The sequence below is a fragment of the Microbulbifer maximicatervae (SeqCode) genome (genome assembly GCF_052467385.1).
This window is the reverse complement of sequence record NZ_CP174311.1, coordinates 4,907,568-4,934,524: the sequence shown is the minus strand read 5'-3', so window position 1 is coordinate 4,934,524 and position 26,957 is coordinate 4,907,568. Positions and strand designations below refer to the sequence as shown.

At 44.0% G+C, this 26,957-nt stretch carries 23 protein-coding genes; 18 read left to right on the top strand and 5 right to left on the bottom strand.

Features of this window, described 5'->3' with window-relative positions; translation table 11 throughout:
* Positions 1–7: 7 nt before the first annotated feature.
* Complete coding sequence (locus ACJJIR_RS21110) at positions 8–1,420, bottom strand: nicotinate phosphoribosyltransferase (protein ID WP_444906724.1); 1,413 nt, start codon at positions 1,418–1,420, stop codon at positions 8–10.
* A gap of 734 nt (positions 1,421–2,154) precedes the next feature.
* Here ACJJIR_RS21110 and ACJJIR_RS21105 point away from each other — a divergent pair.
* The 8 genes from ACJJIR_RS21105 to ACJJIR_RS21070 all read left to right on the top strand — a co-directional run bounded on the left by ACJJIR_RS21105 (position 2,155) and on the right by ACJJIR_RS21070 (position 10,348).
* Positions 2,155–2,817, top strand: coding sequence for a PspA/IM30 family protein (locus tag ACJJIR_RS21105; protein ID WP_444906723.1), 663 nt, complete (start codon positions 2,155–2,157; stop codon positions 2,815–2,817).
* Positions 2,817–3,470 (top strand): YqiJ family protein, encoded by a 654-nt coding sequence (locus ACJJIR_RS21100; protein ID WP_444906722.1) that lies wholly within the window; start codon positions 2,817–2,819, stop codon positions 3,468–3,470. The genes ACJJIR_RS21105 and ACJJIR_RS21100 overlap by 1 nt, the downstream gene beginning before the upstream one ends.
* The gene (locus tag ACJJIR_RS21095; protein WP_444906721.1) at positions 3,471–5,180 is read left to right on the top strand and encodes a flotillin family protein; all 1,710 of its coding nucleotides are present in this window, start codon (positions 3,471–3,473) and stop codon (positions 5,178–5,180) included.
* Positions 5,181–5,384: 204 nt separating this feature from the next.
* Positions 5,385–7,382 (top strand): ankyrin repeat domain-containing protein, encoded by a 1,998-nt coding sequence (locus tag ACJJIR_RS21090; protein ID WP_444906720.1) that lies wholly within the window; start codon positions 5,385–5,387, stop codon positions 7,380–7,382.
* A 184-nt stretch (positions 7,383–7,566) separates the two neighbouring features.
* A complete protein-coding gene (locus tag ACJJIR_RS21085; protein ID WP_444906719.1) occupies positions 7,567–8,130 on the top strand; it encodes a TFIIB-type zinc ribbon-containing protein in 564 nt (187 codons plus the stop codon).
* Positions 8,131–8,440: 310 nt separating this feature from the next.
* Complete coding sequence (locus ACJJIR_RS21080) at positions 8,441–8,809, top strand: hypothetical protein (RefSeq protein WP_444906718.1); 369 nt, start codon at positions 8,441–8,443, stop codon at positions 8,807–8,809.
* A 241-nt stretch (positions 8,810–9,050) separates the two neighbouring features.
* Complete coding sequence (locus tag ACJJIR_RS21075) at positions 9,051–10,022, top strand: DnaJ C-terminal domain-containing protein (RefSeq protein WP_444906717.1); 972 nt, start codon at positions 9,051–9,053, stop codon at positions 10,020–10,022.
* 5 nt (positions 10,023–10,027) lie between these two features.
* On the top strand, positions 10,028–10,348 hold the full coding sequence (locus tag ACJJIR_RS21070) for a chaperone modulator CbpM (RefSeq protein WP_413665909.1): 321 nt from the start codon (positions 10,028–10,030) through the stop codon (positions 10,346–10,348).
* Between the two features lie 6 nt (positions 10,349–10,354).
* On the opposite strand, the gene ACJJIR_RS21065 is transcribed toward ACJJIR_RS21070, so the two are convergent.
* Both ACJJIR_RS21065 and ACJJIR_RS21060 read right to left on the bottom strand, forming a co-directional pair.
* The gene (locus ACJJIR_RS21065) at positions 10,355–11,341 is read right to left on the bottom strand and encodes a glycerophosphodiester phosphodiesterase family protein (RefSeq protein WP_444906716.1); all 987 of its coding nucleotides are present in this window, start codon (positions 11,339–11,341) and stop codon (positions 10,355–10,357) included.
* A gap of 137 nt (positions 11,342–11,478) precedes the next feature.
* A complete protein-coding gene (locus ACJJIR_RS21060; RefSeq protein WP_413663970.1) occupies positions 11,479–12,459 on the bottom strand; it encodes a calcium/sodium antiporter in 981 nt (326 codons plus the stop codon).
* Positions 12,460–12,807: 348 nt separating this feature from the next.
* Here ACJJIR_RS21060 and ACJJIR_RS21055 point away from each other — a divergent pair, with 348 nt between their 5' ends.
* From ACJJIR_RS21055 to ACJJIR_RS21010, 10 genes are all read left to right on the top strand, one after another.
* The gene (locus tag ACJJIR_RS21055; RefSeq protein WP_413663971.1) at positions 12,808–13,059 is read left to right on the top strand and encodes a hypothetical protein; all 252 of its coding nucleotides are present in this window, start codon (positions 12,808–12,810) and stop codon (positions 13,057–13,059) included.
* A 274-nt stretch (positions 13,060–13,333) separates the two neighbouring features.
* On the top strand, positions 13,334–14,413 hold the full coding sequence (gene hppD / locus ACJJIR_RS21050) for a 4-hydroxyphenylpyruvate dioxygenase (protein ID WP_444906715.1): 1,080 nt from the start codon (positions 13,334–13,336) through the stop codon (positions 14,411–14,413).
* A 71-nt stretch (positions 14,414–14,484) separates the two neighbouring features.
* On the top strand, positions 14,485–14,988 hold the full coding sequence (locus ACJJIR_RS21045; protein WP_444906714.1) for a VOC family protein: 504 nt from the start codon (positions 14,485–14,487) through the stop codon (positions 14,986–14,988).
* Entirely contained in the window at positions 14,985–15,992 is a 1,008-nt protein-coding gene (locus ACJJIR_RS21040; protein WP_444906713.1) for a fumarylacetoacetate hydrolase family protein, read from the top strand. The genes ACJJIR_RS21045 and ACJJIR_RS21040 overlap by 4 nt, the downstream gene beginning before the upstream one ends.
* Before the next feature lie 641 nt (positions 15,993–16,633).
* Complete coding sequence (locus ACJJIR_RS21035) at positions 16,634–17,371, top strand: YopT-type cysteine protease domain-containing protein (protein WP_444906712.1); 738 nt, start codon at positions 16,634–16,636, stop codon at positions 17,369–17,371.
* Between the two features lie 616 nt (positions 17,372–17,987).
* Positions 17,988–18,725, top strand: a complete 738-nt coding sequence (locus tag ACJJIR_RS21030) for a YopT-type cysteine protease domain-containing protein (RefSeq protein WP_413663975.1) — start codon at positions 17,988–17,990, stop codon at positions 18,723–18,725.
* A gap of 205 nt (positions 18,726–18,930) precedes the next feature.
* Positions 18,931–20,715 (top strand): DUF885 domain-containing protein, encoded by a 1,785-nt coding sequence (locus tag ACJJIR_RS21025; RefSeq protein WP_444906711.1) that lies wholly within the window; start codon positions 18,931–18,933, stop codon positions 20,713–20,715.
* Positions 20,716–20,966: 251 nt separating this feature from the next.
* A complete protein-coding gene (locus ACJJIR_RS21020; protein WP_444906710.1) occupies positions 20,967–22,010 on the top strand; it encodes a DUF5700 domain-containing putative Zn-dependent protease in 1,044 nt (347 codons plus the stop codon).
* Positions 22,011–22,278: 268 nt separating this feature from the next.
* Positions 22,279–23,262: a glycosyltransferase family A protein gene (locus ACJJIR_RS21015; RefSeq protein WP_444906709.1), complete on the top strand. Its 984-nt coding sequence runs from the start codon at positions 22,279–22,281 to the stop codon at positions 23,260–23,262.
* Positions 23,259–24,485 carry a glycosyltransferase family 2 protein gene (locus ACJJIR_RS21010; RefSeq protein ID WP_444906708.1) on the top strand — a complete coding sequence of 409 codons (1,227 nt, stop codon included), beginning with the start codon at positions 23,259–23,261 and terminating at the stop codon, positions 24,483–24,485. The genes ACJJIR_RS21015 and ACJJIR_RS21010 overlap by 4 nt, the downstream gene beginning before the upstream one ends.
* Before the next feature lie 84 nt (positions 24,486–24,569).
* On the opposite strand, the gene ACJJIR_RS21005 is transcribed toward ACJJIR_RS21010, so the two are convergent.
* Both ACJJIR_RS21005 and ACJJIR_RS21000 read right to left on the bottom strand, forming a co-directional pair.
* Complete coding sequence (locus tag ACJJIR_RS21005; RefSeq protein ID WP_444906707.1) at positions 24,570–25,352, bottom strand: TSUP family transporter; 783 nt, start codon at positions 25,350–25,352, stop codon at positions 24,570–24,572.
* Positions 25,353–25,440: 88 nt separating this feature from the next.
* Positions 25,441–26,931 carry a C13 family peptidase gene (locus ACJJIR_RS21000; RefSeq protein ID WP_444906706.1) on the bottom strand — a complete coding sequence of 497 codons (1,491 nt, stop codon included), beginning with the start codon at positions 26,929–26,931 and terminating at the stop codon, positions 25,441–25,443.
* Positions 26,932–26,957 lie beyond the last annotated feature (26 nt).

The following is a 26,957-nucleotide window of genomic DNA, read 5'->3' as shown; positions in this document are numbered from 1 at the left end:
ACGGGAATCAGAGGGCAGCATTTCTTCGAACTTTGTCGAAAGTAATATCCTTAAGCAGGATACCGTTGCGGTAAACGGGCCTCAGCAGGTTAGCCTCTGATTTTAGGTCGCTCTGCACAATAGTTCGAAGTACACCATCATCGCCGCGAATCAAGGCAAGGCGGCCACCCTTGGACCTTTTCTCGGGTCCGGTTCTCGGATTCTTAAAAATATCGTACCAACTGCCATTGATACAGATAGCGCTGGCTTTCATTGCAAACCCCATCATATCGCGGTCAACTTTTTGTAGTAATCCTCCACCCATACCAAAGGTCAGATTTTCTGTGCTTTGCTTGTTTTCTTTCATTGCTTGGAGAATTTTCGGGATTACAAAGCGGGTGATACCGTCTCCTTGTATAACGCGAATAAAGGGGGGGAGTAATCGATACCCTTTTTTATTCTTCTGCGAGCCAAATATCCGCATCAACCTTTCTATTGCTTCTATCACGATTTCTTCTGGGTTGCCGGAGTCAGGCCTTATTACTAATGTGCCGCCACAGTGAGTAACTTTATCCTTTAATTTTTTTCCCCAGATTTTTTCTATAGCATTCCAGAAATCATAGCTATCGCTGACAACAGCCACAGTTTTTCCTTCCCCAGAAAATTGCTCAAGTATATTACGGTAAGCATCTTCCTCATGCTGCTGTCCCCAAGCGATAATTGTGCTGTGTTCAGCGGCGGGAATGGAAGCTCCAGGTACAACGGCGTTGTAAAATCTTTTTGCGGCTAATATTCCGGATATCGTATCAGTCCCCTTAAAATTAACTAAGTGAGCCATGCCTCCCAGCATGGCTGTTTCGAGACTGCTGGCTCCCCGAGCCCCAAAATCATGTAAACGAAATTCCAGCGTATCCAGATTTTCCGCTGTTTCAAATAAATACTGTGAGATAATTTTCTTTATTTCGCGGCTCTGGGTAGCTACGGTTGATGGATACCAGATACTTCGTAAAAGTGCAGTTTCAATATAAGTGGTGAGCCAAAAGCAGGAGGGGCAGGTATTTACAACCTGAGCTAAAACATTGGTTACTGGAATGACTTGTCCTTCTTCAATCGCTGTAATTTCAAGAGGCATTAAACCATTATGGTCATTTAAAATATGATTCCATCCATCACGGTTAAATGGTAGTCCATGGGGGTTTAAAATATTTTCAGCTTCATCAATGTGATGAGAACTGATGGGGGTGCTCAGGTACTGCTTGATAAACGCCTGCAAGCCAAAGAATACCGTCGACGCAAATTCACCACCACGACACTCTACATAACTACTAATATGTGATGTTCCTGGGGGGTACTGCAGATAATGACTAGTTTTATAGCTATCGACATTGAGAATAGGATTTCCCAAGCACTCAAAGGATGAATTAGAGCCGGGCGCGTTCATATTTTCAAAACCATAAGTTGGCGTCGATTTTATGTCACTATTTGCCTGCTGTTATAGCGTGTAATTGATTTTTGAATTATATGCCAACCACAATGTTCAGTTTTACAGCGCTAATAGCTGCTACTTTAGCAAAGCATAAAAGCAAGCGCCCCACGTTTAAAAACTTGTCATCCACTCATTTTACCTCCTATTGATTGACCTACTCTATTGGTATGTGTACATTTATATGCATGTGAGGCAAAGGAACGTCATGCTCAATGAACTCCAGTAAATTTCGGCGTGTTTACCGGCGGATGACTATGCCTACCATGGTGTCGATCGATCACAGTAGCGCTGTCACACAAAGTAAAAAATGCGTAAATTGGTTGCTGTAGAGAGAGGTTCGGCAGAGCAAAAAAATCTGCCCGGTCATAACTTTCCTGTGTAGAAGCGTTCCTTCCATTAATGACTTGTTGTTTGGGAAAAGTCATCGCAGTTTACTAATTTGAATGATATTGGAATTGCTCGTAGAGAGTACGGCATTGATATAATTTAGTATTGATTCCAATCCTATTGAGCTACTTATAAAAACTCTGCTGCAGACTCGTAATACTTTGCAGAAAAATTGTCTTGTCGTCACAGCAGGAAAACATAAACAGTATCCATGGTGAGAGATTGGATACTGTTTCGACATCACTTGAAATTTGTAGCTAATGATAAGGTGGATTCTTGTATTTGGGAGCAGGAGATAAGTTATGAGTGAAGGGTTTATAAAGCGCATATCACGTTTAATCTCTGTGTCCGCCAATGCCGTCGTGGACTCGGTTGAAGCCACTGCACCAGAGTCAGTGATGGAGCAGGCAATTCGGGAGGTGGATGATGCAATTGCAGATGTGCGAGATCAGCTAGGGAAAGTTGAGGCATCCAAGTATCTAAACAGTAGAGCGTTAAGCGATGAAAATGCTCGTCATAAGCGTTTAGCTGAACAAATTGATATTGCTATAAATGAAGGTCGTGATGATTTGGCTGAAGTCGCCATTGCCAAACAAATGGATATTGAGGCGCAACTTCCAATCTTAGAAAAAGCGATCAATGAAAATGAGATAGAAATAAAGGAACTAGGTTCCTATATTCTTGCCCTGCAAGGTAAGAAACGTGAAATGTGTGAACAATTACAAGAATTTATTGCAATCAATAAAAAGGTAGATAATAGAGTTGCTGCGGATGAATATGGCAGGGATAGAAAGCCAAAAGCCCAGGTAGAACAAGCTACCGATGCATTTAATCGAGCAGTAGGTAATACAGCTATATCGACATTCGACTCTGGGATAGATGCCAGCAAATTAGCAGAACTTGAGGAGTTCGCGCGAAATAATCGTGTGAAAGAACGTTTAGCCAAGATTAAATCGGGGGGCTGATGATATTTTTATTGCAAGACCAAAACCTGATCTTTACCGGTGCGCTGATTTTAATGTTTATGATAGCGCTTCTTGAAGGCGTCATGACATTGATTGGTGTTGGTATTTCAGATTTACTGGATAATTTATTACCAGATTTTGATGTTGACGTGCCAGATACAGGGTTGTCTGGGGGGATGACTAAGCTGCTTGGGTGGTTGCGTTTCGGTGAAGTTCCTGCACTTATACTGTTAGTAACTTTTCTGGTTAGCTTTGGAGTGACCGGCCTGGTAGCCCAAATGCTCATAGAGTCTGTTGTTGGATATTTATTGCCAGGCGGTTTACTTGCTGTGGCAGTCTTTTTTCTTGCGCTACCTCAGGTACGTTTTGTTGGCAACATTATGCGGCGCTTTGCTGTGGGTGATGAATCCGAGGCAGTTGAGAGAAATTCCTTTATTGGCCGTGTAGCTATTATTACGATCGGTAAAGCAGAAATCGGTTCACCAGCAGAAGCACGTTTTAGTGATGAATACGGAACTACACATTATGTGATGGTGGAACCGGATGAAAGTGAAACATTTAATCAGGGGGATAAGGTGTTACTGGTTGAAGAGCTGGGAGCACATTTTCGAGTAACACGCCCCAGCAGTATACATCTTATGGAGAATAACTAAATGGAGAATCTAGAAGTGATAGGAAACCTACCGGTTATGGTATTTATTGCCGGGGCTGTACTAGTGGCCTTAATTGTTATTGGAACTATTTTTGCTCGCCTGTATACGAGAGCCTCAAAAGAGCGCTCATTTGTGCGTACTGGTATGGGTGGTCAAAAAGTCATAATGAATGGAGGTGCATTGGTACTACCGGTTCTACATGAAATTATTCCTGTGAACATGAATACTTTACGCCTGGCGGTTTCCCGTAAAGAGCATCAAGCGCTGATCACCAAGGATCGTATGCGTGTTGATGTACTTGCTGAATTTTATCTGCGGGTAAAACCGGATGTAGATGCGATAGCCAATGCTGCACAGACTTTGGGGCTGCGTACTTTAGACCCCGAAGCATTAAAAGAAATGATCGAGGGTAAATTTGTTGATGCGTTACGCTCTGTAGCAGCTGAAATGGAAATGGCTGAATTGCATGAGCAGCGCAGTCAGTTTGTACAAAAAGTTCAGCAGGTAGTTTCCGAAGATCTATTAAAAAATGGATTGGAACTCGAGGCTGTATCTTTGACCGGTTTGGATCAAACCCATAAAGAATTCTTCAATCAGGATAATGTGTTTGATGCTGAGGGCCTCGCCAGCATGACCCGCTCTATTGAGACGCGTCGTAAAGAGGTCAATGATGTCGAGCAAGAAACTATGGTACAGATCGAGAAGAAAAACCTCGAAGCTGAACGCCAAAAGTTAGAAATTGATAAAGAAAAACGTTACGCACATCTGGAGCAGCAGCGCGAGCTGGAAAATCGTGAAGCTGCTCAGAAGGCGGATATTGCCCGTGAACAAGCAGAGCAGGAACGCGCAGCACGCAAGGCTGAAATTGAAGCCCAGCGTGAAGTGAGTCAATCCCAAATTGCTGCGGAACAGGCAACTAAGTTGCTGGAAATCGAGAAAGAGCGTCGCTTGAAAGAACAAGAGATTGAAGGTGAGCGTATTCTCGATGAGCAGCGTATTTCCAAAGAGAAATCAGTGGAAATTGCCAAGCAGGAACGTGCAATTGCTGTTGCAGAAAAGTCCAAAGAGCAATCTCTTGCGGACCAACAGGCCAACGTAGCTCGAGCTGAAGCAGTAAAAGCCGAAGAGCAAGTTCGCACGGCTCAGGATGTTGAAGTTGCAGAGCGTGATAAGCGCATTGAAATTATCGAAGCTCAAAAAGTAGCGGAGCGTCAGGCCACGGGTATTAAGGTAATGGCCGATGCAGAGAAAGCAGCTGCAGAGGATAAGGCTGAAGCATTGCGCTTGCAGGCTGCAGCTGAAGCTGAGGCTATTCGTATTAAAGTTGAAGCTGATCGTGAAAAATATGCGGTGGATGCTGAGGGGCAGCGCCTGATGAATGAGGCTTTCAATAGCCTTAATGAGGCCCAGATCGCACTTAAGAAGGTGCTCAGTCTGCACGAAAATCTTCCCAATATTATCCGTGAAAGCGTTAAGCCGATGGAAAGTATTCAGGGAATGAAAATTATCTCTGTTGAAGGCTTAAATGGTGTTGATGGTAGAGCAAGCAGCGGCATTTTAGATGGCGAGGCTGAATCCAAAGGACAAAGCTTGCCTGAGGCTCTGGTGGGTAGTGCTCTAAAACATCGGGCTATGGCGCCACTAGTCGATTCGTTGTTAAAAGAAGCTGGTGTAGCTGATTTCAGTGCTTCAAGAGAGATAGAAGCTTAATAACTTGGTCAATCTTTAATTAAATAATAAAGAGAGAGTATTCTCTCTTTATTATTCTAAGTATTAGCTAAGTTGTGATTAGCCTTTGAGTCACATTTTTGTGACATAGTTATCATCACTGTCCTTTATCCTATCTATTAATAAAAACTCTTTTTATAATTATACCTTGCATAGATTTTAATTGCGGAAACTATAGGTACATTTATGAAAAGGAAGTTATATATTATTCTTTCTATTCTTTATTTTTTTTCATGTTCTGTAAATATTTCAGCCAATGATTTTTCTGATAATAGAACTAAAGTACTTGATGTATCCCTCGCAAGGGTAGATTATTTTGAAGCAGAAGTTATTCTGGATATATGGGTAAGTGAAAATATAGGGCATGCAAATTTAGGCTACGACATCTCTGAAATAACTGGGGGGTATGCGCCTCTGAGAGTTAATCCAGGATTTAATACATTAAAGTTGTATATACAGAGAAATAGAAATAAGTTTTCTGCTATAAAAACTTCTCAAATAGAAGTACATATATATAGTCGCGAGGACACTTTTTTAAAGGAAACTGTTCCTCTACAAATTACTTGGCCAGGTCCAGAACATGCTGACAAAATCCTAAAATCTAGAACTATCAATAAGTTAGAATATGCAGGCGTGGATAAGTTAAATGTAAATAGAAATCTCTCATATTCTGAAAACTTAATAGAAAATTTTTTACTTAACGGCTTCCCAATTGAAAAACTTAATACATTTAGGCCTGCATATGATTTCTCTAAAAATAATTTAACATTAAGCCGATTTTTAGATATTGATACGATTAAAAACATAAGTAGAGTTTTTGCGATATCTACAAACGGTACACCCCTAATTAAAGTAAAAAATTCTGAAGTGAAAGTTGGGGAAGTTTATATAGGTTCTGGCGAACATATATCAGGCGATAACTTAATTGAAGCTGAAGAATTAACTTCTCTAAAGCAAAAGAATTTAAGTGTCGATAGTCTTTCTCGAATTCTTAATTTTGACGTTCCAAACGGTAGTGAAATCGAAGACAGGATGTATAAGGAGGCCTATAATTTAATTGATACAGGTTATAGGGAGAACATATATAGAGCCAAAGCAATTTTGGATGAATTATTAAGTTTGAATTCAGAGTACTATAGGGCGTACTTAGAGTTGGCTAGATTTCATATGAAAACGAACTGGCCAGCTGGTGTAAAAAAAGCTGAAAAATTAATTCTTATTGCCAATGATCTTGAACCTGAATTTGCTGATACTCATGTCCTATTGGGATATGTATATACACATCAGGGAAAATATTCTGCTGCAAATGATGAATATATCCTTGCTGAAAAACTTGGAACTGACAATTTATGGTTGTATGCAAATTGGGGTTTGAACTATGAAATGCAAGGCGAAAAAACTAAATCTATTAATCAATATTTGATGGCAATTGATAAGTCTTCAGATGTATCTCGTAATCAGAGGCCAATTTATTGGATTCTAAGAAATAGCAAGTTATTTGAATTCTTAATTTCCGAAGGTGAATTAAAAAAAGCTGATGATTTGTACTCATTTTCTGCTGATAAAATTCACTCTGAAAAATGTTTTTTACAGCAGCAGGCAAAGCTAAGGCTTCATTATATGCAATGGTATGATGGGGCAATAGATAGTTCCATTAAAGCTAAAAAAGCCGGCTGTAAAGTGAATAGTCCAGTTCTGGCTGTTTCGTATTATATGAAGTGGGTACATCAGCTAGACAATAATTTTAACCGAAAACAAGCAGAATCAAATTTAAGACGGGCGGAGGCTGCTGCTGATTCAGACGGCTATCTATTTTTTGAACTTTCTGATAGTGATCAAGCATCAAAAATAATTCCTAAGATAATTGATTTAGGGAAAGATATAGATCATGAACTTGATGGTGGTAAAACAGCTTTATTGTTGGCGATAGAGAGCGGTGATATAAATAGGGTAAGTCGCCTTTTAACTAATGGTGCCAATGTAAACAAGAGCACTATAAATAATTATTATCGCCCGTTAACATACGCGGTTTACTTAAAAGATTTTGAAATGGTTAGCCTGTTGTTAAGTTTTGGAGCAAATGCAAATTTCTATGTAGAAGAAGGCATTTCCCTTTATGACTTCTCTAAGGAAGTAGGGGGGGAGAAAATTTCTAATATGTTAAGTGCTGATTTGAAAACCTAAAACAACATCTATTGAACTTGAAAGGGCCGTCCTGGCGGCCTTCCTTATAAAGCACATAGAAGCTGAGTATTAAATAGGAAGTTAAATTAAGTGTGTTTAATCTCAGTTGATTAAATTGTCTGTAAGATGGTTTAGTTTGTGTGATATTTATTCTTAATTAGGAAATTATATTTTAGAGTTTAATATGCATAATTGTACCAGCTGTAAAGATGGCGTTCTTAAACCAGGATCTATCGAAGAGTTATTTCGTGGATATACTTGTTCTTCCTGTGAGGGTAACTGGATTCTTATTGAAGATTACTTAAGCTGGAAAAGACAAAATCCTGAATACAAATTTCCAGAAGATATTAGTAATCTGAATGATGTGGTCGCCGAAGATACTAAACGAGCTATCTTGTGCCCGGTGTCTGGCTCCATAATGCAAAAGATAAAAATTATTGCTAGTAGTGAGCACCGTATTGATTACAGCACTGTTGTCGGTGGAGTTTGGTTAGATAAAGGCGAGTGGGATTTACTAAAAGCTGAAGGACTTGCTGGCTCACTTAACTTTTTAGTTACTCATGAATGGCAGAAAAAGATCAGGGAGAACAAGGCCCAAGAGACTTTTTCTGAAATGTATCGGAGTAAATTTGGCGATGACTTATATGATAAAGCTAAAGAAGTTCGCAAGTGGCTTAATTCAACCGAACAGAAAGCAGATGTTTTGGCCTATTTAAATGCGGAAGATCCTTACTCTGCTGAACGTTAACGCCTAATCAATATGTCCTGTTCCAGGGAGGCTGACTAACGTGGCTTCCCTGAAATATTAGCTCCATTGTACTCTCATGTAAAAACAGATTTATTTTCAATCGATCATATCCGGAAAAATTACAGATTTAATTTGGTTACATTGTTTTTTTGAATTAATGGAATTTAATTGTCTTGATTTGATAACTGGTTAGCTTATTTTTATGGCGTATTTTTGGAGTCGTATAGGAAGCGCAACTGTTCAATGATAACCTCAATTTCGTTGTTTACTTAAAAAAATAATAGAGACATTTAAATTTAAGGTTAGGTATATGGATATCAAAAAATTATTACTGGCAAGTTTACTATTAGTGGGTGCATCTATTTCGTTGCCTGCGCTATCTGCTAATCTTGTGTGTCAGCTCAATGTAAAGTCTGGAGGTCAAGTTTTTGGCAATGGCACCTCTAGCTGCACGGGGATAGACTTTAGTTTTGGAAATTCCACCTCTGGTAAATGGACCATTACGAATATAACCAAGTCTATTGATCGAATAAATTGGATAAAAGGTTGTAGTTCAGGCCTCTCATGCAGTGTGACAGTAAGAGCCTATTCAACAAATCAAGGCCAAGCATATATTCACTATGTTGATGGCAGTATTGAGTATGTGAGTGCTGATATGTGGTATGAAACAGGTCATTAACCTGTGGTATTTGGCGCCGAATTTAATTCGGCGTCAAATATAATATATGTATTGCGGTATGCCTGCTGGACTTAAAGTATAAATGCGCCATATTGAAGTTTAATAATTATCCTCAGTGTCTTCACCCTAATGCTGTTTGTTCCGCATCCTAATGACTCTTAAATTAGGTTGGCAGATTTACTCATCACTGACATATTCTTCTGCTAGTTAATTAAATTATGCATGGCAAAATGGACCATCTTTGGCTTTTATTAAAGCCATGGAATACAAGGACTATTACAAAATACTCGGCCTGGATCGGAGTGCGGATCAGGCACAGATTAAGCGTGCCTATCGAAAATTAGCACGTAAATATCATCCGGATGTCAGCAAAGAGGAGGGCGCCGAAGAACACTTTAAGGAAGTAAATGAGGCCTATGAAGTATTGAAGGACCCAGAGAAGCGAGCTGCTTACGATCAGCTCGGCAGTGGTTTTCAGTCTGGCCAGGATTTCCGACCACCCCCCAATTGGGACCAGGGTTTTGAGTTTCACGGTGGTGGATATACCGAAGCTGATCCTGAAGCTTTTAGTGACTTCTTTGAAAGCTTGTTTGGCCGCGGCGGGTTTCGTCAGGCTTATGGGCAAGGGCAGCGCCGCTCTTACAGTGCCCAGGGTGAAAATACCTATGCCCGCATCACAGTAGATCTCGAAGATAGTTATCGTGGCGGTACACGCCAAGTAACCTTAAAGCACTCGGTATTGGGTGCAGATGGGCGACCGCAACTGCGTGAGCGCACTCTTAATATAAAAATTCCCAAGGGGATCACTGAAGGGCAACAGATTCGCTTGGCTGGACAGGGTGAGCCTGGCATTGGAGAAGGTAAGCCTGGTGATCTCTACCTGGAAATTGCTTTCAACTCTCATCCCCTTTTCCATACAGAAGGTAAAACGGTTTACCTGGATTTGCCTTTGGCTCCCTGGGAGATAACGCTTGGAGCCAAGGTTCAGGTACCCACTCCCGATGGTCCCATTAAAGTGACCATTCCAGCAAACAGCACCAATGGTAAAAAACTGCGCCTCAAGGGCCGCGGTATCCCGGCAAAGCAGCCGGGGGATATGTATATAGTGATGCAAACTGTTACGCCGCCAGCCACTACTGATAATGAACGCGAGGCATACCGTCAGTTTGGCGACGCATTCAACTTCAATCCCCGCCAGTCCATGGGAGGATAATTGTGATGCCTAAAAAGGTTGAGCAGCTTAGCGGTGTTCTCCTGGATGAAGAGAGTGAGTTAACTTTGAGTGAACTGTGTCGGGCTTGTGGTGTACCGGCGGAGCGCATTATTGCCTTGGTTGAGGAGGGAATTATTGAGCCGCGTAGCAGGGAAGTGCAGTGGCGCTTTAGCGGAATTTGTGTGCGCCGTGTGCGCCGGGTTTACAGCCTGGAGCGAGATCTGGGGGTAAATCTTGCCGGCGCTGCATTAGCGATAGAGCTGTTGGAAGAAATAGAGCGTCTTCAGGCGCATCTGGCACGGCTGGAGAAAGGTCGAAAACGCTAAGGTTATCTATTGTCTTGATTTTAGATATGGGCCAATCAGCTCGATCTTCTCAATCCAAATAGCTCCGCTATATCCTTCGGGTAGAAAACTGAGCTCTTCCAGTGTGTAAATACCGGGCAAGCCCCGCTTGCCATTTTTATGGTCCACTGCCATCACCAAGCTATTGGCTTTGGCCACTCGTTCAGAGTAGCGATTGGGCCAGCCCCACAAAGCCCATCGCCAAGTATTGGGTGCAACAACAATACTGTTCCGGCAAGACTCGGGAAAGTAGCCACTCCAACCGAACAGTGCATATTGCAAAGCACATTGTTTGGCGCTTGTCTTGCTGAAGGCCAATGCATTTGGCCGCAACTGCCGTATCCTTTTAATTGGGCGATCGCCACCGTAGACCATGAGCCGGGAATTAATAGGCAATTGGTGTTGCCGAAGATAGTTATCCAATCGCTCTGCTTCTGTTGGATCATTACTCTTAATATTGATTAGAAACTGCTTGCCGGGAAAGTGCAGCAAGACCTCTTTTAAAGTGGGAAGTAAACCCACCCCCTGGCCACGAAAAGGAAATGTCTTGCCGCCATCAAAGGTATAGCCGTAACCAATATCCAGCTTCTTTAAGTCCTTTATGGACTGTTCCCGGGTGACACCTGTTCCATCCGTGCGGCAGTCTAGGGTCCAGTCGTGAAATACTGCGAAGTCGCCATCAGTGGTGGGATGGACATCGATTTCGACAATGTCCGCGCCATGAGAAAAGGCAGCTTCCATAGAGGGAATCGTGTTTTCCAGATAGCGGTGTTCCGGGGTATAGATACGGACTGCGGTGCATTCATCACGGGTTAAATTATCCCGGTTGTAAGTTTGGTAGACGCCGCGATGGGCAATCAGGACCGGTTCCCCTTGCTGGGCTGTCGCCAGCCAAGAGGCATTGAGTAGGTAAATTGCACCGAGTCCAAATAGGGCTGTTAGCGCTACGCTTTTGCTAATGGTGCTTCTCTTCATCAAGCTGCTCTGCACTTTCCTTGGAAGGTGTTGCAGATATTAGTCAGTTTTTGGGAAGAGAAATGGGCGTAGAGGTGGCGAATTATGGTGAATTCAGGCAGTAACTATGGGGTGGTGCGGCACCACCCCGAATATTATCAGAGTGCAGCTTTGGTAATGGTTCCCACCAGGTAGCCGGTATATACGAGGTAAGCCATTAGCAGCGCGGAGCCTTCCCAGCGATTGATTCGGCCCTGGCCTTTGAAGCCGTAGGCAAAAATAAACAGGGCAATTGTGAGGCCCAGAACCATCGGCCAGTCCCGGGACAGCACCTCGTGGGGTACGTTGTTCATGGGAGCAATGGTGCCGGCAATGCCAACCACCGCCAGTAGATTGAACATATTGGAGCCGACAACGTTACCGATGGCGATATCGTGCTCACCTTTTCGTGCGGCCACTAAAGTTGCGGCCAGTTCCGGCAGTGAGGTTCCCAGGGCAACAATAGTCAGGCCTATCACCAGGTCACTGACCCCCAAAGATTCGGCAATGGTTACTGCTCCCCATACGAGGATTCGGGAGCTGACAATCAATAGTACCAGCCCCGCTACCAACCAAAATATGGCAGTTCCGAGTGGCATAGGGTTGTCTTCCAGCTCAGTTTCTACTTCTCCCTCAAGCTGGTCACCTTTATTGCGCATGGCAGAAAAGATACTCCAGCCGATCAAGGCGAAGAAACCGAATAACAGAACAATACCCTCCCAGCGCTCCAAGCGATCATTCCACAGGAAGGCACCACTGAGCAGGGTGATTGCCAGCAGCAGTGGCAGCTCTTTACGCACAATCTTTGAGTGTACCGATAGTGGGATCAGCAGGGCACTGAAACCGAGAATCAAACCGGTATTGGCAATATTGGAACCGTAGGCATTACCCAGGGCGAGGCCGGGGTTGCCATTCAAGGCGGCAATGGCTGAGACCACCATTTCCGGAGCGGAAGTACCGAAGCCGACAATCACCATGCCTATTAACAGTGTGGGCATGCCGCAATGTTTAGCAGTGGCGGCAGCTCCATCCACAAAACGATCGGCACTCCAGACCAGCACAATAAAGCCAGCAATGATGGCAGCAGCGGCGAGAAGCATAGGGGGTCCTCAATAAATACATTCAGGCGGGGTTTTTACCCGACAAACGGGGGCCGATTGTACCGGCTCTGGCAAATACAAAAAGGTATTCAGTTATTTGGATGGGCTGTCAGGGGCAAATTAACGTAAATGTCCCGTCAGTCAGATGGTTTCGCTGCCAGTGTGGGCTACAGTCAATGCATGGCCCGGTAAATCTGCAGGGTGATAATGGGATGGCGCGCCTAATCGCAAAATCCCTGAGCTGGTGGAGATGTCGGGTAAATCTACGCGGGTCGCACAAAGCAATGCGCGGCAGATTCCGCGATATCCATGTCACCGGCCGCTAAGCCGGGTATTTAGGAGGCCTTTATGAGACTCAAAGCTTCAATTGGGATACTGGCCGCGGCGATGGTTTTGACCCTGTCTGCCTGCGAACAGCGCAAGAAAGATGAAGGGATGGACGGCAATAAAGGAATGGGCACCGCGGAAACCGGTTGCTGCCAGCATGCCGAAAATGCCTGTGCCGGAGATGTGAGCAAATCCCAGTGCGACCAGATGACCGGCAAGTTTCACAAGGATCATATGTGTCGTACTGATACCGGTAAATGCACGCGTAAATAAGGTCGGCTGTGCACGGGTGTGGCGCAACCACTGTGTCGCACCCGGCTCCCGATTACTCTCCCGATCCTGTCCAAGGACCCGTTGCCAGCTGGTTATTCTCCCAGGCGCTAGCTTTGGAGGCTGGTGACTAAAAACACTCTTCTAGTACTCATTTTTTAGCTGATCCAGAGTTCCTTGACATTAGTTACATCTGCAACTAACTTCGTTTGCGCTTTAAATCCACAATCCGCAGCCCCGCATTGAAGTGCTGCGATGATAAGAAATGGAGGACCGCATGGCCGACTTATTTGAAAACCCGATGGGACTTAACGGCTTCGAATTCGTAGAGTTTACAGCGCCGGAAAAAGGCATCCTTGAAACCGTTTTTACCGCCATGGGCTTTGAGAAAATCGCCCGTCACCGCTCCAAGGCAGTGGAGTTGTGGCGCCAGGGTGATATCAACTTCATCACTAACTACGAGCCCAACAGCCACGCCTATTACTACGCCCAAGAGCACGGTCCCTCCGCTTGTGGCCTTGCCTTCCGCGTAAAAGATGCCAAGTTCGCCTACGAAGAGGCCCTGCGTAAAGGTGCACAGCCTGTTCATGTGAATACTGGCCCGATGGAACTGCACCTGCCGGCAATCAAAGGTATTGGCGGTGCGACCCTGTATATGATTGACCGCTACGAAGATGGTGAGTCCATCTACGATATCGACTTTATCTGGGAAGAGGGCGTAGAGCGCCGCCCCGAAGGTTGTGGTTTCCACACTCTGGATCACCTTACCCACAACGTGTATCGCGGCCGTATGGATTACTGGGCCAAGTATTACGAAGACCTGTTCAACTTCCGCGAGATTCGTTACTTCGATATCAAAGGCGAATACACCGGCCTGCTGTCCAAGGCGATGACTGCACCGGATGGCAAGATCCGTATTCCGCTGAACGAAGAAGCAGCTGGTGGTGGCGGCCAGATCGAAGAGTTCCTGATGAAGTACAACGGCGAAGGTATCCAGCATATCGCCTTTGCTTGTGATGACTTAATTGCCTGTTGGGATCGCCTGAAAGAGCGCGGCATGGAGTTTATGACCCCGCCGCCGGACACCTACTACGAAATGCTGGAAGAGCGCCTGCCTGGGCACGGTGAACCTACTGAAGAATTCCAGAGCCGTGGCATCCTGCTGGATGGCACCACTGAGGGCGGCCAACCACGTCTGCTGCTACAGATTTTCTCCGCTAATATGCTCGGCCCGGTATTCTTTGAGTTTATCCAGCGCAAGGAGGATGAAGGGTTTGGTGAGGGTAACTTTAAGGCCCTGTTCGAATCCATTGAGCGCGACCAGCTCAAGCGTGGCGTCATTAAAGAAAAGGAATAATAACGGAGGCTTCAATGGGCATTAAGCGCATTCACCACGTGGCGTATCGCTGTAGGGACGCCAAGGAGACAGTGGAATTCTACCGCGATCTTCTCGGCATGGACTTCCAGCTGGCCATTGCCGAAAACGAGGTACCCTCAACCGGTGAGCCGGACCCTTACATGCACGTCTTTATGGATGCGGGTATGGGGAATGTGCTTGCCTTCTTCGAAATCCCCAACTCCCCGGAGATGGGGCGCGATGAGAACACACCCAAATGGGTGCAGCACATCGCTTTCGAAGTGGAGTCCATGGAAGAAATGCTTGAGACCAAAGCACGACTGGAAGCGGCCGGGGTCGACGTACTCGGCCCTACCAATCACACTATCTTCCAGTCGATCTACTTCTTCGACCCCAACGGCCATCGTATCGAGCTGGCCGCCAATACCGCCAAGCCCGGAATGCATAAAGAGCTGAAGCGGGTTGCTGAGGATATGTTGGAAGAGTGGTCACGTACTAAAAAAGCCCCAAGGCACGCCGCCTGGATGCATGGGGAAGAAGAATTTGTGGAAAAAACTGAAGGGGAGGCACAGTGAAGTTAGCCAGCCTTAAATCCGGCCGCGATGGCCAATTGGTTGTTGTTAGCGACGATCTTACCCGTATGGTGCCAGCTGGCGATATTGCCCCCACCATGCAGAGTGCGTTGGACAATTGGGCATCAGTCAGCAGCGAGTTGGAGAAGCTACACGAGCACCTGCAAAATGGTGAGCTTCAAGGGGAAGCCTTTGACCAAACTCTGTGTGCTTCGCCTTTACCGCGCGCATATCACTGGGCCGACGGTAGTGCTTACGTGAATCATGTTGAGCTGGTGCGCAAAGCCCGCGGTGCTGAGGTGCCGGAGAGCTTCTACAGCGATCCGCTCATGTATCAAGGTGGCTCCGATACCTTCCTGGATCCACGCGAGCCGGTAAAGATGCCGCAAAGCAATGGCTTTGGCATCGACTTCGAGGCAGAAATTGCCGTGATCACCGACGATGTTCCTATGGGGGTGTCCGCTGAGGATGCACTGTCCCATATCAAGTTGGTAATGTTGGTCAATGATGTATCCCTGCGCGGATTGATACCTGCGGAACTGGCCAAAGGATTTGGTTTCTACCAGTCCAAACCCTCTAGTGCTTTCTCCCCTGTTTGCGTAACCCCTGAACAGCTGGGTGAAAACTGGAGCGAGGGTAAATTGCATCTGCCACTGGTTTCCCATCTGAATGGTGAGAAGTTTGGCGAGCCCAATGCCGGTGTGGATATGACCTTCCACTTCGGGCAACTGGTCGCCCACGCGGCCAGAACTCGTCCACTTTGCGCAGGCACCATTATTGGCTCTGGAACGGTGTCCAATAAGTTGGATGGCGGCCCCGGTAAGCCTGTAGCAGAAGGCGGTGTTGGTTACAGCTGTATTGCCGAGATTCGCATGATTGAGACCATCCAGAATGGCTCTGCAAGCACGCCATTTATGGACTTTGGAAATACCATTTCCATCGAAATGCTCGATGATCAAGGGCAATCTATCTTTGGACGTATTGAGCAGACTGTAGAGCAGGTATAACACCGCTTAGCCAAACCTCGATCGGATTTTATCCCCTGGAGTTAACGGCCTAGGGACAGAATTTGGTCGAGGCATCTTACCTATCACTTTGCTGTTGAATCATTCCTGCCTAAATTTTTCACAACTAACTTATAGTGCTGTATTGAGTGGCTAAAAGTGTGCTGGCAAAGAGACCGGCACAGACGTTGTTGCTTAGTTTTTTATGCAATTTATTGCATAGCTTTTTACTCGCATACCTACTCTAGCAGTTTGCTGTTACAAGCCACTTTTTTAAACTGATGAGTTTTGTAAAAGTGTACTTTCTATAAATTGCTATGCGTCTTATTTGAGATTAAGAATGATAAATATTTATAAGTAATAATATCTTCTTATCTCTATTTTGTCTTCGCAGTTAGAAACGGCTAAATATTGTCTGTTGCCAGATTATTATCGGCTAATAGATTTCAACAAAGTAGGATTCAGGCAAGATTAACGCTGGATAAAAAAATAGTGCCAGAGTCGATTTAAAAAGCGCTTTTATACTCTGTTGGCCCTGGAACTTTTCTGGTTCAATGCCCGCCCAATTCACAGGCGCTACAAATTTTCAGTTTTTAAAAAAGGATTTGTGCAGCGTTTTTATCTCATAAAATGAGGGATCGAATATGCCTATTTGGGTCGATAAAACCGTTCTCGCTGTAACTGGAACACGCGTAAACCCCGTACAACAATCTGTAGCCAATCATCGGGGTCAACTGACATACAACTTCAGCCAGTGTAAGGATCCGGTAAAAGCACAAATCACTATTCACGAAGATACTTCCGGTGGTGTTTGTGAAGCGCTTTCCGCTTTTTGGATCAAGTATCACTCTGATGGAGGGAGCTTGTGGGATTGGTTAATGCCGGCGGGTGCACTGGATGAACAGCACTTATTTCACGTAATGACCCTGCAACAGGCGGGCACACAGAATAACCAGGACAGAACTACAGAAGCCTGGCTGAGCACACAAAATATCTTCCCTACCAGTCAAAATGTATTTGGTGGAGCTTTCCCGAATGGCCGGGGAGGAAATACTATCCGGGGTATTCACAATCCCCGTAGAGCGCAAGGCCAGAGTGGCGTTTTCTCTCCCAATGCTTTGGCCAGGGAGATTATTTTGGATCAGACGGGTGGTGCTGGATGCTATAAGAAGATAGGTCTTGATGGCACTTTTGCAGGTCATGCAATGGCTGCCTGGGTTGCGCAGGACATTACTTTCTTTGACCCCAACTTTGGTGAATTCTGGTTCGAATCCAGAAATTCCTTCTTTAATTGGTTTACCCAATCATTTTGGCATAACTCTATGTATTCTGTAGGGCTAAGCGGTGGCTATGAAGTTCGTTCTTACGCTCGCCGCACATAAATTGGCAGTAGCTGTTTTTAGTGGTTAGCAATCCACTACCAATTTTTTCCTCTTAGCCCTTCCCCCATGGGCGCTCGGCAGCCGGGTTCACCCGGCTGCCTTTTTTAGTTGTCACCACTTCTACCTATTTCACTTCTTATCATTGACTCATTTTCAAGTCGCAATTATCTGGAGGTAATAAGCTCTATCTCTGGAAAGATAAAACCAATTGTCGCCAACTACAAAAAAACATTTCCATTTAGATAGTTTCCATGTCATAGGTCAATTTTTTGCACCAAAAATAGTACCAGAGTCGAATTAAAGGGCCCGTGTAATCTGACTGGCAAGCGTAGTTGGGTCTGTTCTAACATGGAATTAATAGGAAATAGTCATGATATTTCTACCCATAAAAAATAGTGCCAGAGTCAAATAAATACTTGCGCCTCAATCTATTTCGAGTTGCTATCTATGGCACTGATAAAAGAGTGCCAGAGTCGATTTTAAAAAAAAATGGACATCTATCTGCCCTGTAAATTTTCTGTTTCAATCTAATGCATATACCGGAAAGCACTTCTCAGAAGCAGTTAACTAATCGCTGAATAAGTGTTTCTACATTGTGAATATAGGGGAGATGGACATGCCGATTTGGTTTGATAAAACAGTACTTGCACTTACCGGGACAAGGGTTGGTCCTGTTCAGCGATCTGTGGCCCAGCACGGTGGCACACTTCAATATAATTTCAGTCAATGTTTGGATCCGGTGAAGGCACAGATCACCATACACCAGGATACTGCTGGCGGAGTCTGTGAATCCCTGAGTGCCCACTGGATCAAATTTCACGCAGAGGATGGAAGCCTTTGGAATTGGCTCTTCCCCAATAATACATTGAGTGAGCAGCATCTTTTCCATGTGATGACCTTGCACCAGATTGGTGGAAATGCACCAAACCAGGATCAGGTCTCAGAGACGTGGCTGCAATCTCACAATATTCTGCCTCTTCAGAATAATGGCGGTGTGGGTATTGCTGGGCCAAATGGTCAGCGCCAAATTCACGTGGTCACAGGCCCTCGGTTAGATCGTGGGCAAACTACTATGCGCAACTCTGCAGCGCTTGCTGATGAAATTATTAGGGAGCCGACGAGAAGCGCTGGCTCTTACAAGAAAATCGGTATTTCAGGTAAGGTGGGGGCCCACGCCATGGCAGCTTGGGTTGCGGAAGATGTGTTGTTTTTCGACCCAAATTTTGGAGAATTCTGGTTCCCAACCAAGAACGCATTCCGCAACTGGTTTGTAAACTCTTTCTGGAATACATCTATGTATGCCATTGGTCTGAGTGGGAGCTATGACGTGCGCTGTTATGCGCATGCCACCTGAGTCGCAAGCCAGCTGATTGACCGCTTGGTGGAGGAAATTATACTCCTCCACCCTGCTTGTGGCGGTATGTCTATTCCGCTGAGTCACTATTATCCATCCTTCGTGTATAGTGCTGGTACAAGCTTGCCACGCCTACTCTGTAGGGTAACTAAAAGAGCAAGCTCTGTTGTTCTTTTTAGATACCAACAGCACTACGGAGCCAAGGGTGAAATTCAAGAAATCACTTACTTACTACCTCAAGTCCCTAACAGGACCGCTTATTGCCACTAGCCTATTGATGCCCTCAGCCTGGGCAGCAACTGCTACAGAAGAGCTTCAAAGTGTTCTTAACGATCACTGGCAATACACGCTGAGGGAAGACCCGATTACTGCAGGGCGAGTTGGCGTTTCCGATTACAATCGAGAGTTGCCCGGGGTGACTGCAGAGGATCGTCAACGTCGTATAGAGGCTGAGCAGGCCTTTATCCGGCGCCTTGAGGCTATCGATCAAAGTAAGTTAAGTGCTTCAGACCGCGTCAATAGTGAGCTTCTCTCTTGGGTTCTTGCCAGCTCAGTTGAGGAAGAGGAACTGTTTCTCGACCGAATTCCCCTAAACACCTTCTCAAGTTTTTACGCAAGTGCGCTTGAGGCAAATAGTGGTTTGGCGATGAGGGATATCGCCGACTACGAGGACTATATTGCCCGTATCGGTGAATTTGGTCGCTACTTCGATGAGAACATTGCCAACATGCGCGAAGGTATTCGCTCTGGCTTTGTGTTGCCCAAAATCGTTGTAGAAGGTATAGCGCCAACTGTTCGCGCTCAAGTATATAAAGATCCCAGTAAAAGCAGCTTGTATAAGCCTTTTGCTGAGATGCCGCAAAACATCGCGCCCGATGAGCAGAAGCGTCTGCGAGAGCAGGGCTTAGCTGTGATTAAGCAAGTAGCTATTCCCGCATTTGGACGGGTAGCGGATTTCCTTGAGGGCGACTACCTGAAGGCGGCCACAAAGACTTTGGGTGCTGAACAGATGCCTGGTGGTAGCGACTACTATCGCCACAACATTCGCTACTACGTGACCCTGGATCTGGACCCTGTGGAGATTCATCGCACGGGCCTTGCCGAAGTGAAGAGAATCCGCGCGGAAATGAAAGCTCTGATCAAGGAGTCAGGCTTTAAGGGCAGCTTTACAGAATTCACCCAATTCCTGCGCACAGCCCCCCAGTTTTACGCTAAAACGCCGGAACAGCTGCTCAAGGAAACGGCCTATATATCCAAGCGGATTGACTATGTATTGCCGGAGTTCTTTAATTTATTGCCGCGTACTCCCTATGGCGTGGTACCAGTTCCCAGTGAAATAGCACCTAACTACACTACGGCCTCCTATAATCCAGCCGCCATTGGCGGTACTCGCGGTGGTGCCTACTGGTTGAATACTCACGGGCTGGACCAGCGTCCCTTGTATGAGCTACCTGCTCTTACCTTGCATGAAGCAGTACCGGGGCATCATTTACAAAATGCTCTCTCGCAAGAGCTTGAGAATGTACCGGACTTTCGTCGCAACCTTTATCTGAGTGCTTATGGAGAAGGTTGGGCCCTTTATTCAGAGCGACTGGGTAAAGAGATGGGACTGTACACCACTCCCTATGAGCACTTTGGGCGACTCAGCTATGAAATGTGGCGTGCCGCACGCCTTGTAATTGATACTGGCATTCATTCTCAGGGGTGGTCACGACAGCAGGCATTAAACTTTCTTTCCAATAATACATCCCTCTCTCCGGCTAATGTACGTGCAGAAGTAGATCGCTATATATCCTGGCCGGGTCAGGCGCTATCTTACAAGATGGGGGAAATTAAAATTCGACAGCTGCGAGCTCTTGCGGAAAAAGAGCTTGGCGATAAGTTTGATTTGCGATCATTTCACGATGCACTGCTAAGTAATGGTGCTTTGCCTCTTTCGATGCTGGAAGAGCGGATGCAGCGCTTTATTGAAGAGCAGAAGTCTGCCTAAGCCTACCCTGAATCCCATTCACAATCTGCGGGTGGGATTCAATCTTGTCAAGATGTCCTCTGTCGTAAGCAAAACTTTCTTTTAGATAGCTGAAAACACAAGCTCCTTTAGTGGCGTAAAATGCAATATTTTTGTCTCATATTCGGAGTGGAGGTTGTGTAGGCAATAAAGGTCTAATAATCACACAATAAGCATTCTTTTTAGATTAAATACCTGGTTATTCTTTTCTTTACATTTTTACGAGAGGTAAAATGAATATCTTTAAGTGCGTGATTTTTTTAGGCTTGTCACTGATAAGCCTTACGGCTTTTTCCTCAGCGAAAGTAACCGATAATATAACAATTGATTTTGAGAGTGCTGATAGATTAGTTGATATTTTATCTGGAGACAAAGTATCTGATGATCAATTAGATCAGCTAATGAGTTTGCAGGGGATACGAGCAACGATCCATCAAACCTCAAGATTTGACAATAAAGCCAATGCAGAGTCATTTCGGTCTAGTTTGATCGATGTTGTTGAAGGTAATCCAGTTAAAAATGATCCCTTTAGGTTTCAACAGTTAAATGAACGGTTGTCCGAAGTTGAAGATATACTCAAGATAATAAAGCGCAATCCTCAGCAATACTTAAACAGTGTAAAGAGGGGCGTTGGTGATTATTCTCCTAAAGATATTTTCTTTGATACTAATATTTTTATAGTAGTTGGGGGAACTTCTGACGGTTGGGCCCATGATGATAACTTTTATATTGCGCTGCAGTATTTTAAAGGCGATTATGAAGGTTTACTGACACTTTCAACACATGAGTTATATCACGTTGCGCAGTCAAATTTTTATGGGAAGGAAAAAAATCCAGACTCTAATTGTGAGAAAATCTTAAATCAAACCCGCCTGGAGGGGATAGCCTCTATTGTGGGTTCTCCATTAAGTGTTACAGGCGGAAAAGAGTACACAGAATGGTTTAAGAAAAAATTTAAAAGAAATTTACAGCGAATAGATAGTAACTTTGTTTTATTTGAAACAGTGCTTTTTCGTGCATGCCGTGACTCAAGTTTAGACTTCAACAAAATCTATCATTTGGGTTTTTCTGCAGTATGGGATAGCCCGTTGTATTTTGTAGGTTTCTATATCGGCAATAGAATCGAAGAGTTAAAGGGTAGGGATTATCTGATTTCACTTTTGCAGGAATCACCTTCAGCTATGTTTAAAGCTTATATCAAGCTTTATAAGGATGAGAAAAATAAAGATTTAATAAAATTTGATAAGCCGATTGAAGACATTATTCTTGCCATATAGCACCTAATCAAAACTCTAAGAATTGGTTCTGGTAAATCTAGGCGCCTTGAGTAGGCGTCTAATTCTTTTGCTGTATACCTTAGCCTTCCCGAAATCATCTAGCTTAAGCAAATCATCGATCAATAAGTTTGAAAAAAGGTGTATAGCTGTCTACTTTAAGTGGTACAGCCTTTATCAGACTTGATTATATTCAAATTAATTTACTTATTGAGTTTACATTTAATTCTGCTGCTTTGGGATAATTGAGAGAATTATAAAGAGAGTTTGTATGCCTAACAGTAAAGTTGGGGTGGTGATACCAACATACAATGAAAAAAATAATATTGTTAATACGTTGAACTCTATTGTTCATAATAATACGACTGATGTAAAAATTTACTTATCTGACGATAATTCCTCAGATACCACGGTTGGGTTGGCCGCTGATTTTCTTCAGAAAAATAGAATCCCATATAAAATTATTTTAAACGATGGAAACAATGGGGCAGGCTACTGTAGGAATAGTGCTCTCGATGAAATAGCTGAACCGCTGACTTTATTTTTTGATGCCGATGATCTAATCCTCCCAAATATGTTGGATCGAGCTGTTTCAATGGCTACAAAAGTTAACAGTGATGTATTGTTGATGGCCTATCAGTGTAGATTTCCGGGAAGCACTATTAATCTCGGTATGGCAGGTGATGACAATTTCATTTTCTATAGGGCGATTAGAACCTTTGGTAACAGGACTTTTTCCACTTTTGATCATGATAGCATTCTATGTTTAACACCCTTCCCTTGGAATAGATTGATTAAAACCAGTTATGCAAAAAGGGTTTCCCTTAGATTTTCACAAACGCCTGTACATAATGATGTGTTAGCACATTGGAATTTGCTTACAAATGCTAAAGATATTGCATTATTTGAATCCCCTTTTTGTACTCATAATGTAGATTCCACAGGAAATAGGCTGTCAAATATTTCAGATGCACGGCGTATATCTGTATTACAGGTTTTTGATGAGATTGAAGACTTCTTTAATAAGAATATTAATCTTAGAGATAGATTTTACCACTTGTATGTCAAAAGCAAGTTAGCATTGTTTAACTGGTGCTGGCGTAATCTTGACGAAGAGTATAGGGGGAGCTTTAAATCTCAGTTTACAAGATCTTTTCTATCATTGAGTAATGCGGATTTGAGAATGCTCTTTGACAAAGATCCAGATATTGCTAATTCTGTATTAGATTACCGAACTTCAGTGGTATACGCATGATTTCGATTGTCGTTATTTCAAAGTCTAGCGGTGTCTATCTCAATACCTGTCTACAGAGTATTATTCGACAGCAGTACAAGGACATAGAGATACTTGTTCTTCATTTTTGCGAAAATGATGAGCGAAGCCGGATTAATAACTTTACAGGTTCAATGCCCAGAATTCGAAGTATTCATATTCCGAGTACTTCACAGATTGATGACCAGCTAATTTTTGAATTTGGAGTAAAAAATACTTTAGGAGAGTATGTTGGATTTATCGATGAGGGAGATTGTTGGTACCCTACATTGATTCCTAAATTACAGGATATAGTCAATAGTGAGAATCCTGATGTAGTATTTTTTAGCCATAATAAACCCCTACAAAAATTCTCAGAATCCATTGATGATAAATCCAGGTTTGTTTTAAAAATAAATTCTATAAATGTCAGGAGGTTTTATCGCAGGGACTTTGTTTGTGGAAATAAACTATTCGAATTTATTTTGGGTTCCTGCGTTAATGGTCACTCTCTACATTGGATAACAACCGTCAAGGCTAAATCAATATTAGTTTTACCAGATATTGGGTCGTATAGTTTAGTCAACATAGATGAAAAGAAAAGTGATCTAATGGTTCAGCGATTGGTGAATCAATACCACTTTGTATTTGACTACTTAACAAAAAATGCTAGAGATGCGGATTATAAGAATGATCTTCTGGGATGTTGGTTGCTGTATTTGATAGAATTACGACCGCTTTATGGTGATAAAAAAGTAATTTCTCTATTAACCAAATCAAAATTAGTCGAAAAATATACAAAAAGAGAATTTAATGAAGCTTTGGGCAATCTGAAGTTGGACAGAGATAAGCAGAGTTTGGTGAAAGAGTGGTATTCTGACTGCAATAAGATGGATAAATATTTAAATCTATTTTATAGGTTGCTACCATCAAAGCTATCTAGCTATATACGGAAAAATGGTTTTAGATACTCCATGAGCAGAGGGTTTCAAAATATTTATTATCGACTGCCTGACTGGGTAAAGCCACTGATAAAATTAACCAGGAAACGAGCCAGGAGAAGAGTTTCCAATGATGAATTGCTAGAGAGATTAGAATATCTAATAAAACAGAGCCGGTTTGAGCAGTATATGTCGATAATCAATGAGGATTTTGAGAGCAAGCTATCGAATCAAATCACCGAGATCAAGAAGGAGTTGATGGAGCTTAAAAAAGAAGTTCATTAAAGATCTTTTTAGATGCTCCATAAAACAATCCAAAGTCTCAATGTTTAATCTGATTTTTCTGAGTTCCAGCCACCTCCATACCCTTCAGAAGATATAATCTATCCATCCCATAGAGTGGATATATTTTATTAACATTCCACCACACATAAGAACTACCATTCCCCGTAAATAACCAGGATTAATTTTAAATAGAAAATGAGATCCCAGCCAGGCACCTATAACTTGTCCAATCATCATTAAGATTCCCGCAACCCATAAAATTTGACCGGCAAATAAGAATACGATTAAAGATGCGATATTAGTGGAAAAATTGAGAGGTTTTGCATTGGCCGTGGAGGTTAGTAAATCCTGTCCTCTACAGGCAACGCCTGATAAGGCAAAAAATGATCCAGTTCCGGGGCCAAACATACCATCATAGTAACCAATAAATGGGATTACGCCATATTGGTATTTCTTTCTTGAGACCTTGGGTTTAGTACTACTATGAGTAAGGGATGGAGAAACTATAAAATAAATAGCGATAAATAAAAGAACAGCAGGGATAATAAATGACAAAACATCAGTATTAATGAACTGTACTGCTATTGTGCCCATGGCTGCGCCAATAAAGGCAAATAGCATTAGATTTTTAATTCCATCCCAACTGATCTTGTTGTTTTTAAGCATCATGTAGGTAGCAGTTGCAGTACCAATACTGCCTTGTAATTTATTGGTGCCCAAGGCAGCTAGTGGCGGGACGCCACTAAGAATAAGGGCCGGTACAGTTATCAGGCCGCCCCCACCTGCTAGTGTATCAAGTAGGCCCGCAATAACAGCGACGAAAAACAATATAAACAATAACTCTACAGAGAGGCTAGCGAACTCCAAGAAGGTATCTCCTTTCGCTTGGTATTATGGTAGATAGTGAATAGTACCAAAAATAATTTTTTAGTCGGTTTGCACCGGAATTCCAAAATTAATAAATCGATTTTTTTCCATGCCACCACATTAGGAAATTCTCTCCCACTGAATATTGGGGCAGGGAGTGGCGGCTTCTTTTAATCCCCTGTTCCTGTTCCATCTCGGTTACTTTTAACTTGGCGGCTTCAAACCATGCCTCAGGATTATTCACTCCCTGATTGAGGGCTTCACCGTAAAGCGCGGAACTAAACCAGGTGCGCTCGGAATCATCGCTACATCCAAAGGAGCTGCGATCCGCAGCGGCCGAAGTAAAGATGACCCGATTGGGGCTATGTAGGGCTTCTACCCATTGACCGGAAAAGCAGGCTGAAACAACGATCCACTGGTACTGGGCGTTAATATTGTCCAGCAATCGTTGCCCATCTTTCAGTGAGAAATCATTTAGGGGAATCTCCCCCTCGGCAATTTTGAAATCTCCATTTCGAGCACCATGGCTGACCAGGTGTATGAGAAGTAAATCTTCTTTGGGGTCCATTAACTGATCAATTGCATTAAGGCTTTCCTGGATACTGGTGCGGGTAGCCAGGGGGAAACCGTATCCGCCGCCGTTACTGAGGCGTAGCATACGTTGGTCAATGCTAAAGGCTTCATCGAGGCGCTCTGCCACCCAGTCCAGCTCCCTGGCAAATACTGGAGAGGTACCGTCACCACCTATCAGTAGGGTGTAAGTATCGCGTACGCCAGGTCTCTGTGAGGGGAGGGCTTCTATAGCATTATGTAAGCGCTCACTCTCACTGTAGAGCCTGGCTTCTGCTTGGGCACCGGGAATATCCGTCTGTGCGCGCCAGGCGTCTTCGCTGGGGTAATAAGTGCCATCGGAGAAATAACCAGGCTCTTCAATTTTGTTACCTTCAGCATCGGCAATAATTCGCATACCTTCACCTTCTGCTTCTCCATAGCGGAAAGTAGCACGGATAATCGTACCGTCGGGCTGTGTGAGTTCACCTTCGCCGGAATAGGAGCCGTATTCGAAATTGCCGGTATAACGATGACCATCGCTATCCGAATAGCTACCTTGTATTAAAAAACCGTTTTCAAAGCTGCCCTGATAAAAGCTGCCATCTTCTGCAGTGAGTTTGCCTTCACCGTGGGGATCAAAGTCTAAAAATTCACCATGATAGCTCCCATCTTCATCCCAATTTAAAGTACCGCTTTGCAGCTCCCCTTCATGGAATTCTCCCGCCCATTCGGTTTCATCACAGTTATAGCGGCCTTTGCCATGGAATTCTCCGTTTAGGAACTCCCCTTCATAGCTACAGCCATCACTTCCAGTTAACTCACCTTCACCTGTCATGCGACCTTCTCGAAAGTCGCCACGATAATGGCTGCCATTGGGCCATTCGAGCTGACCCTGCCCATGAAACAGACCGTTAAGCATCTCGCCTTTGTAAACAGAGCCATCTGGCAAGGCGGTACCACCTGCGAACTGGGTTGGCTCACAGGCGCTGAGTAAGAAAATAAACGGAGTCAAATAGGTGTATCTCATTCCATGATCCAGCGTCCGGCTTTTGG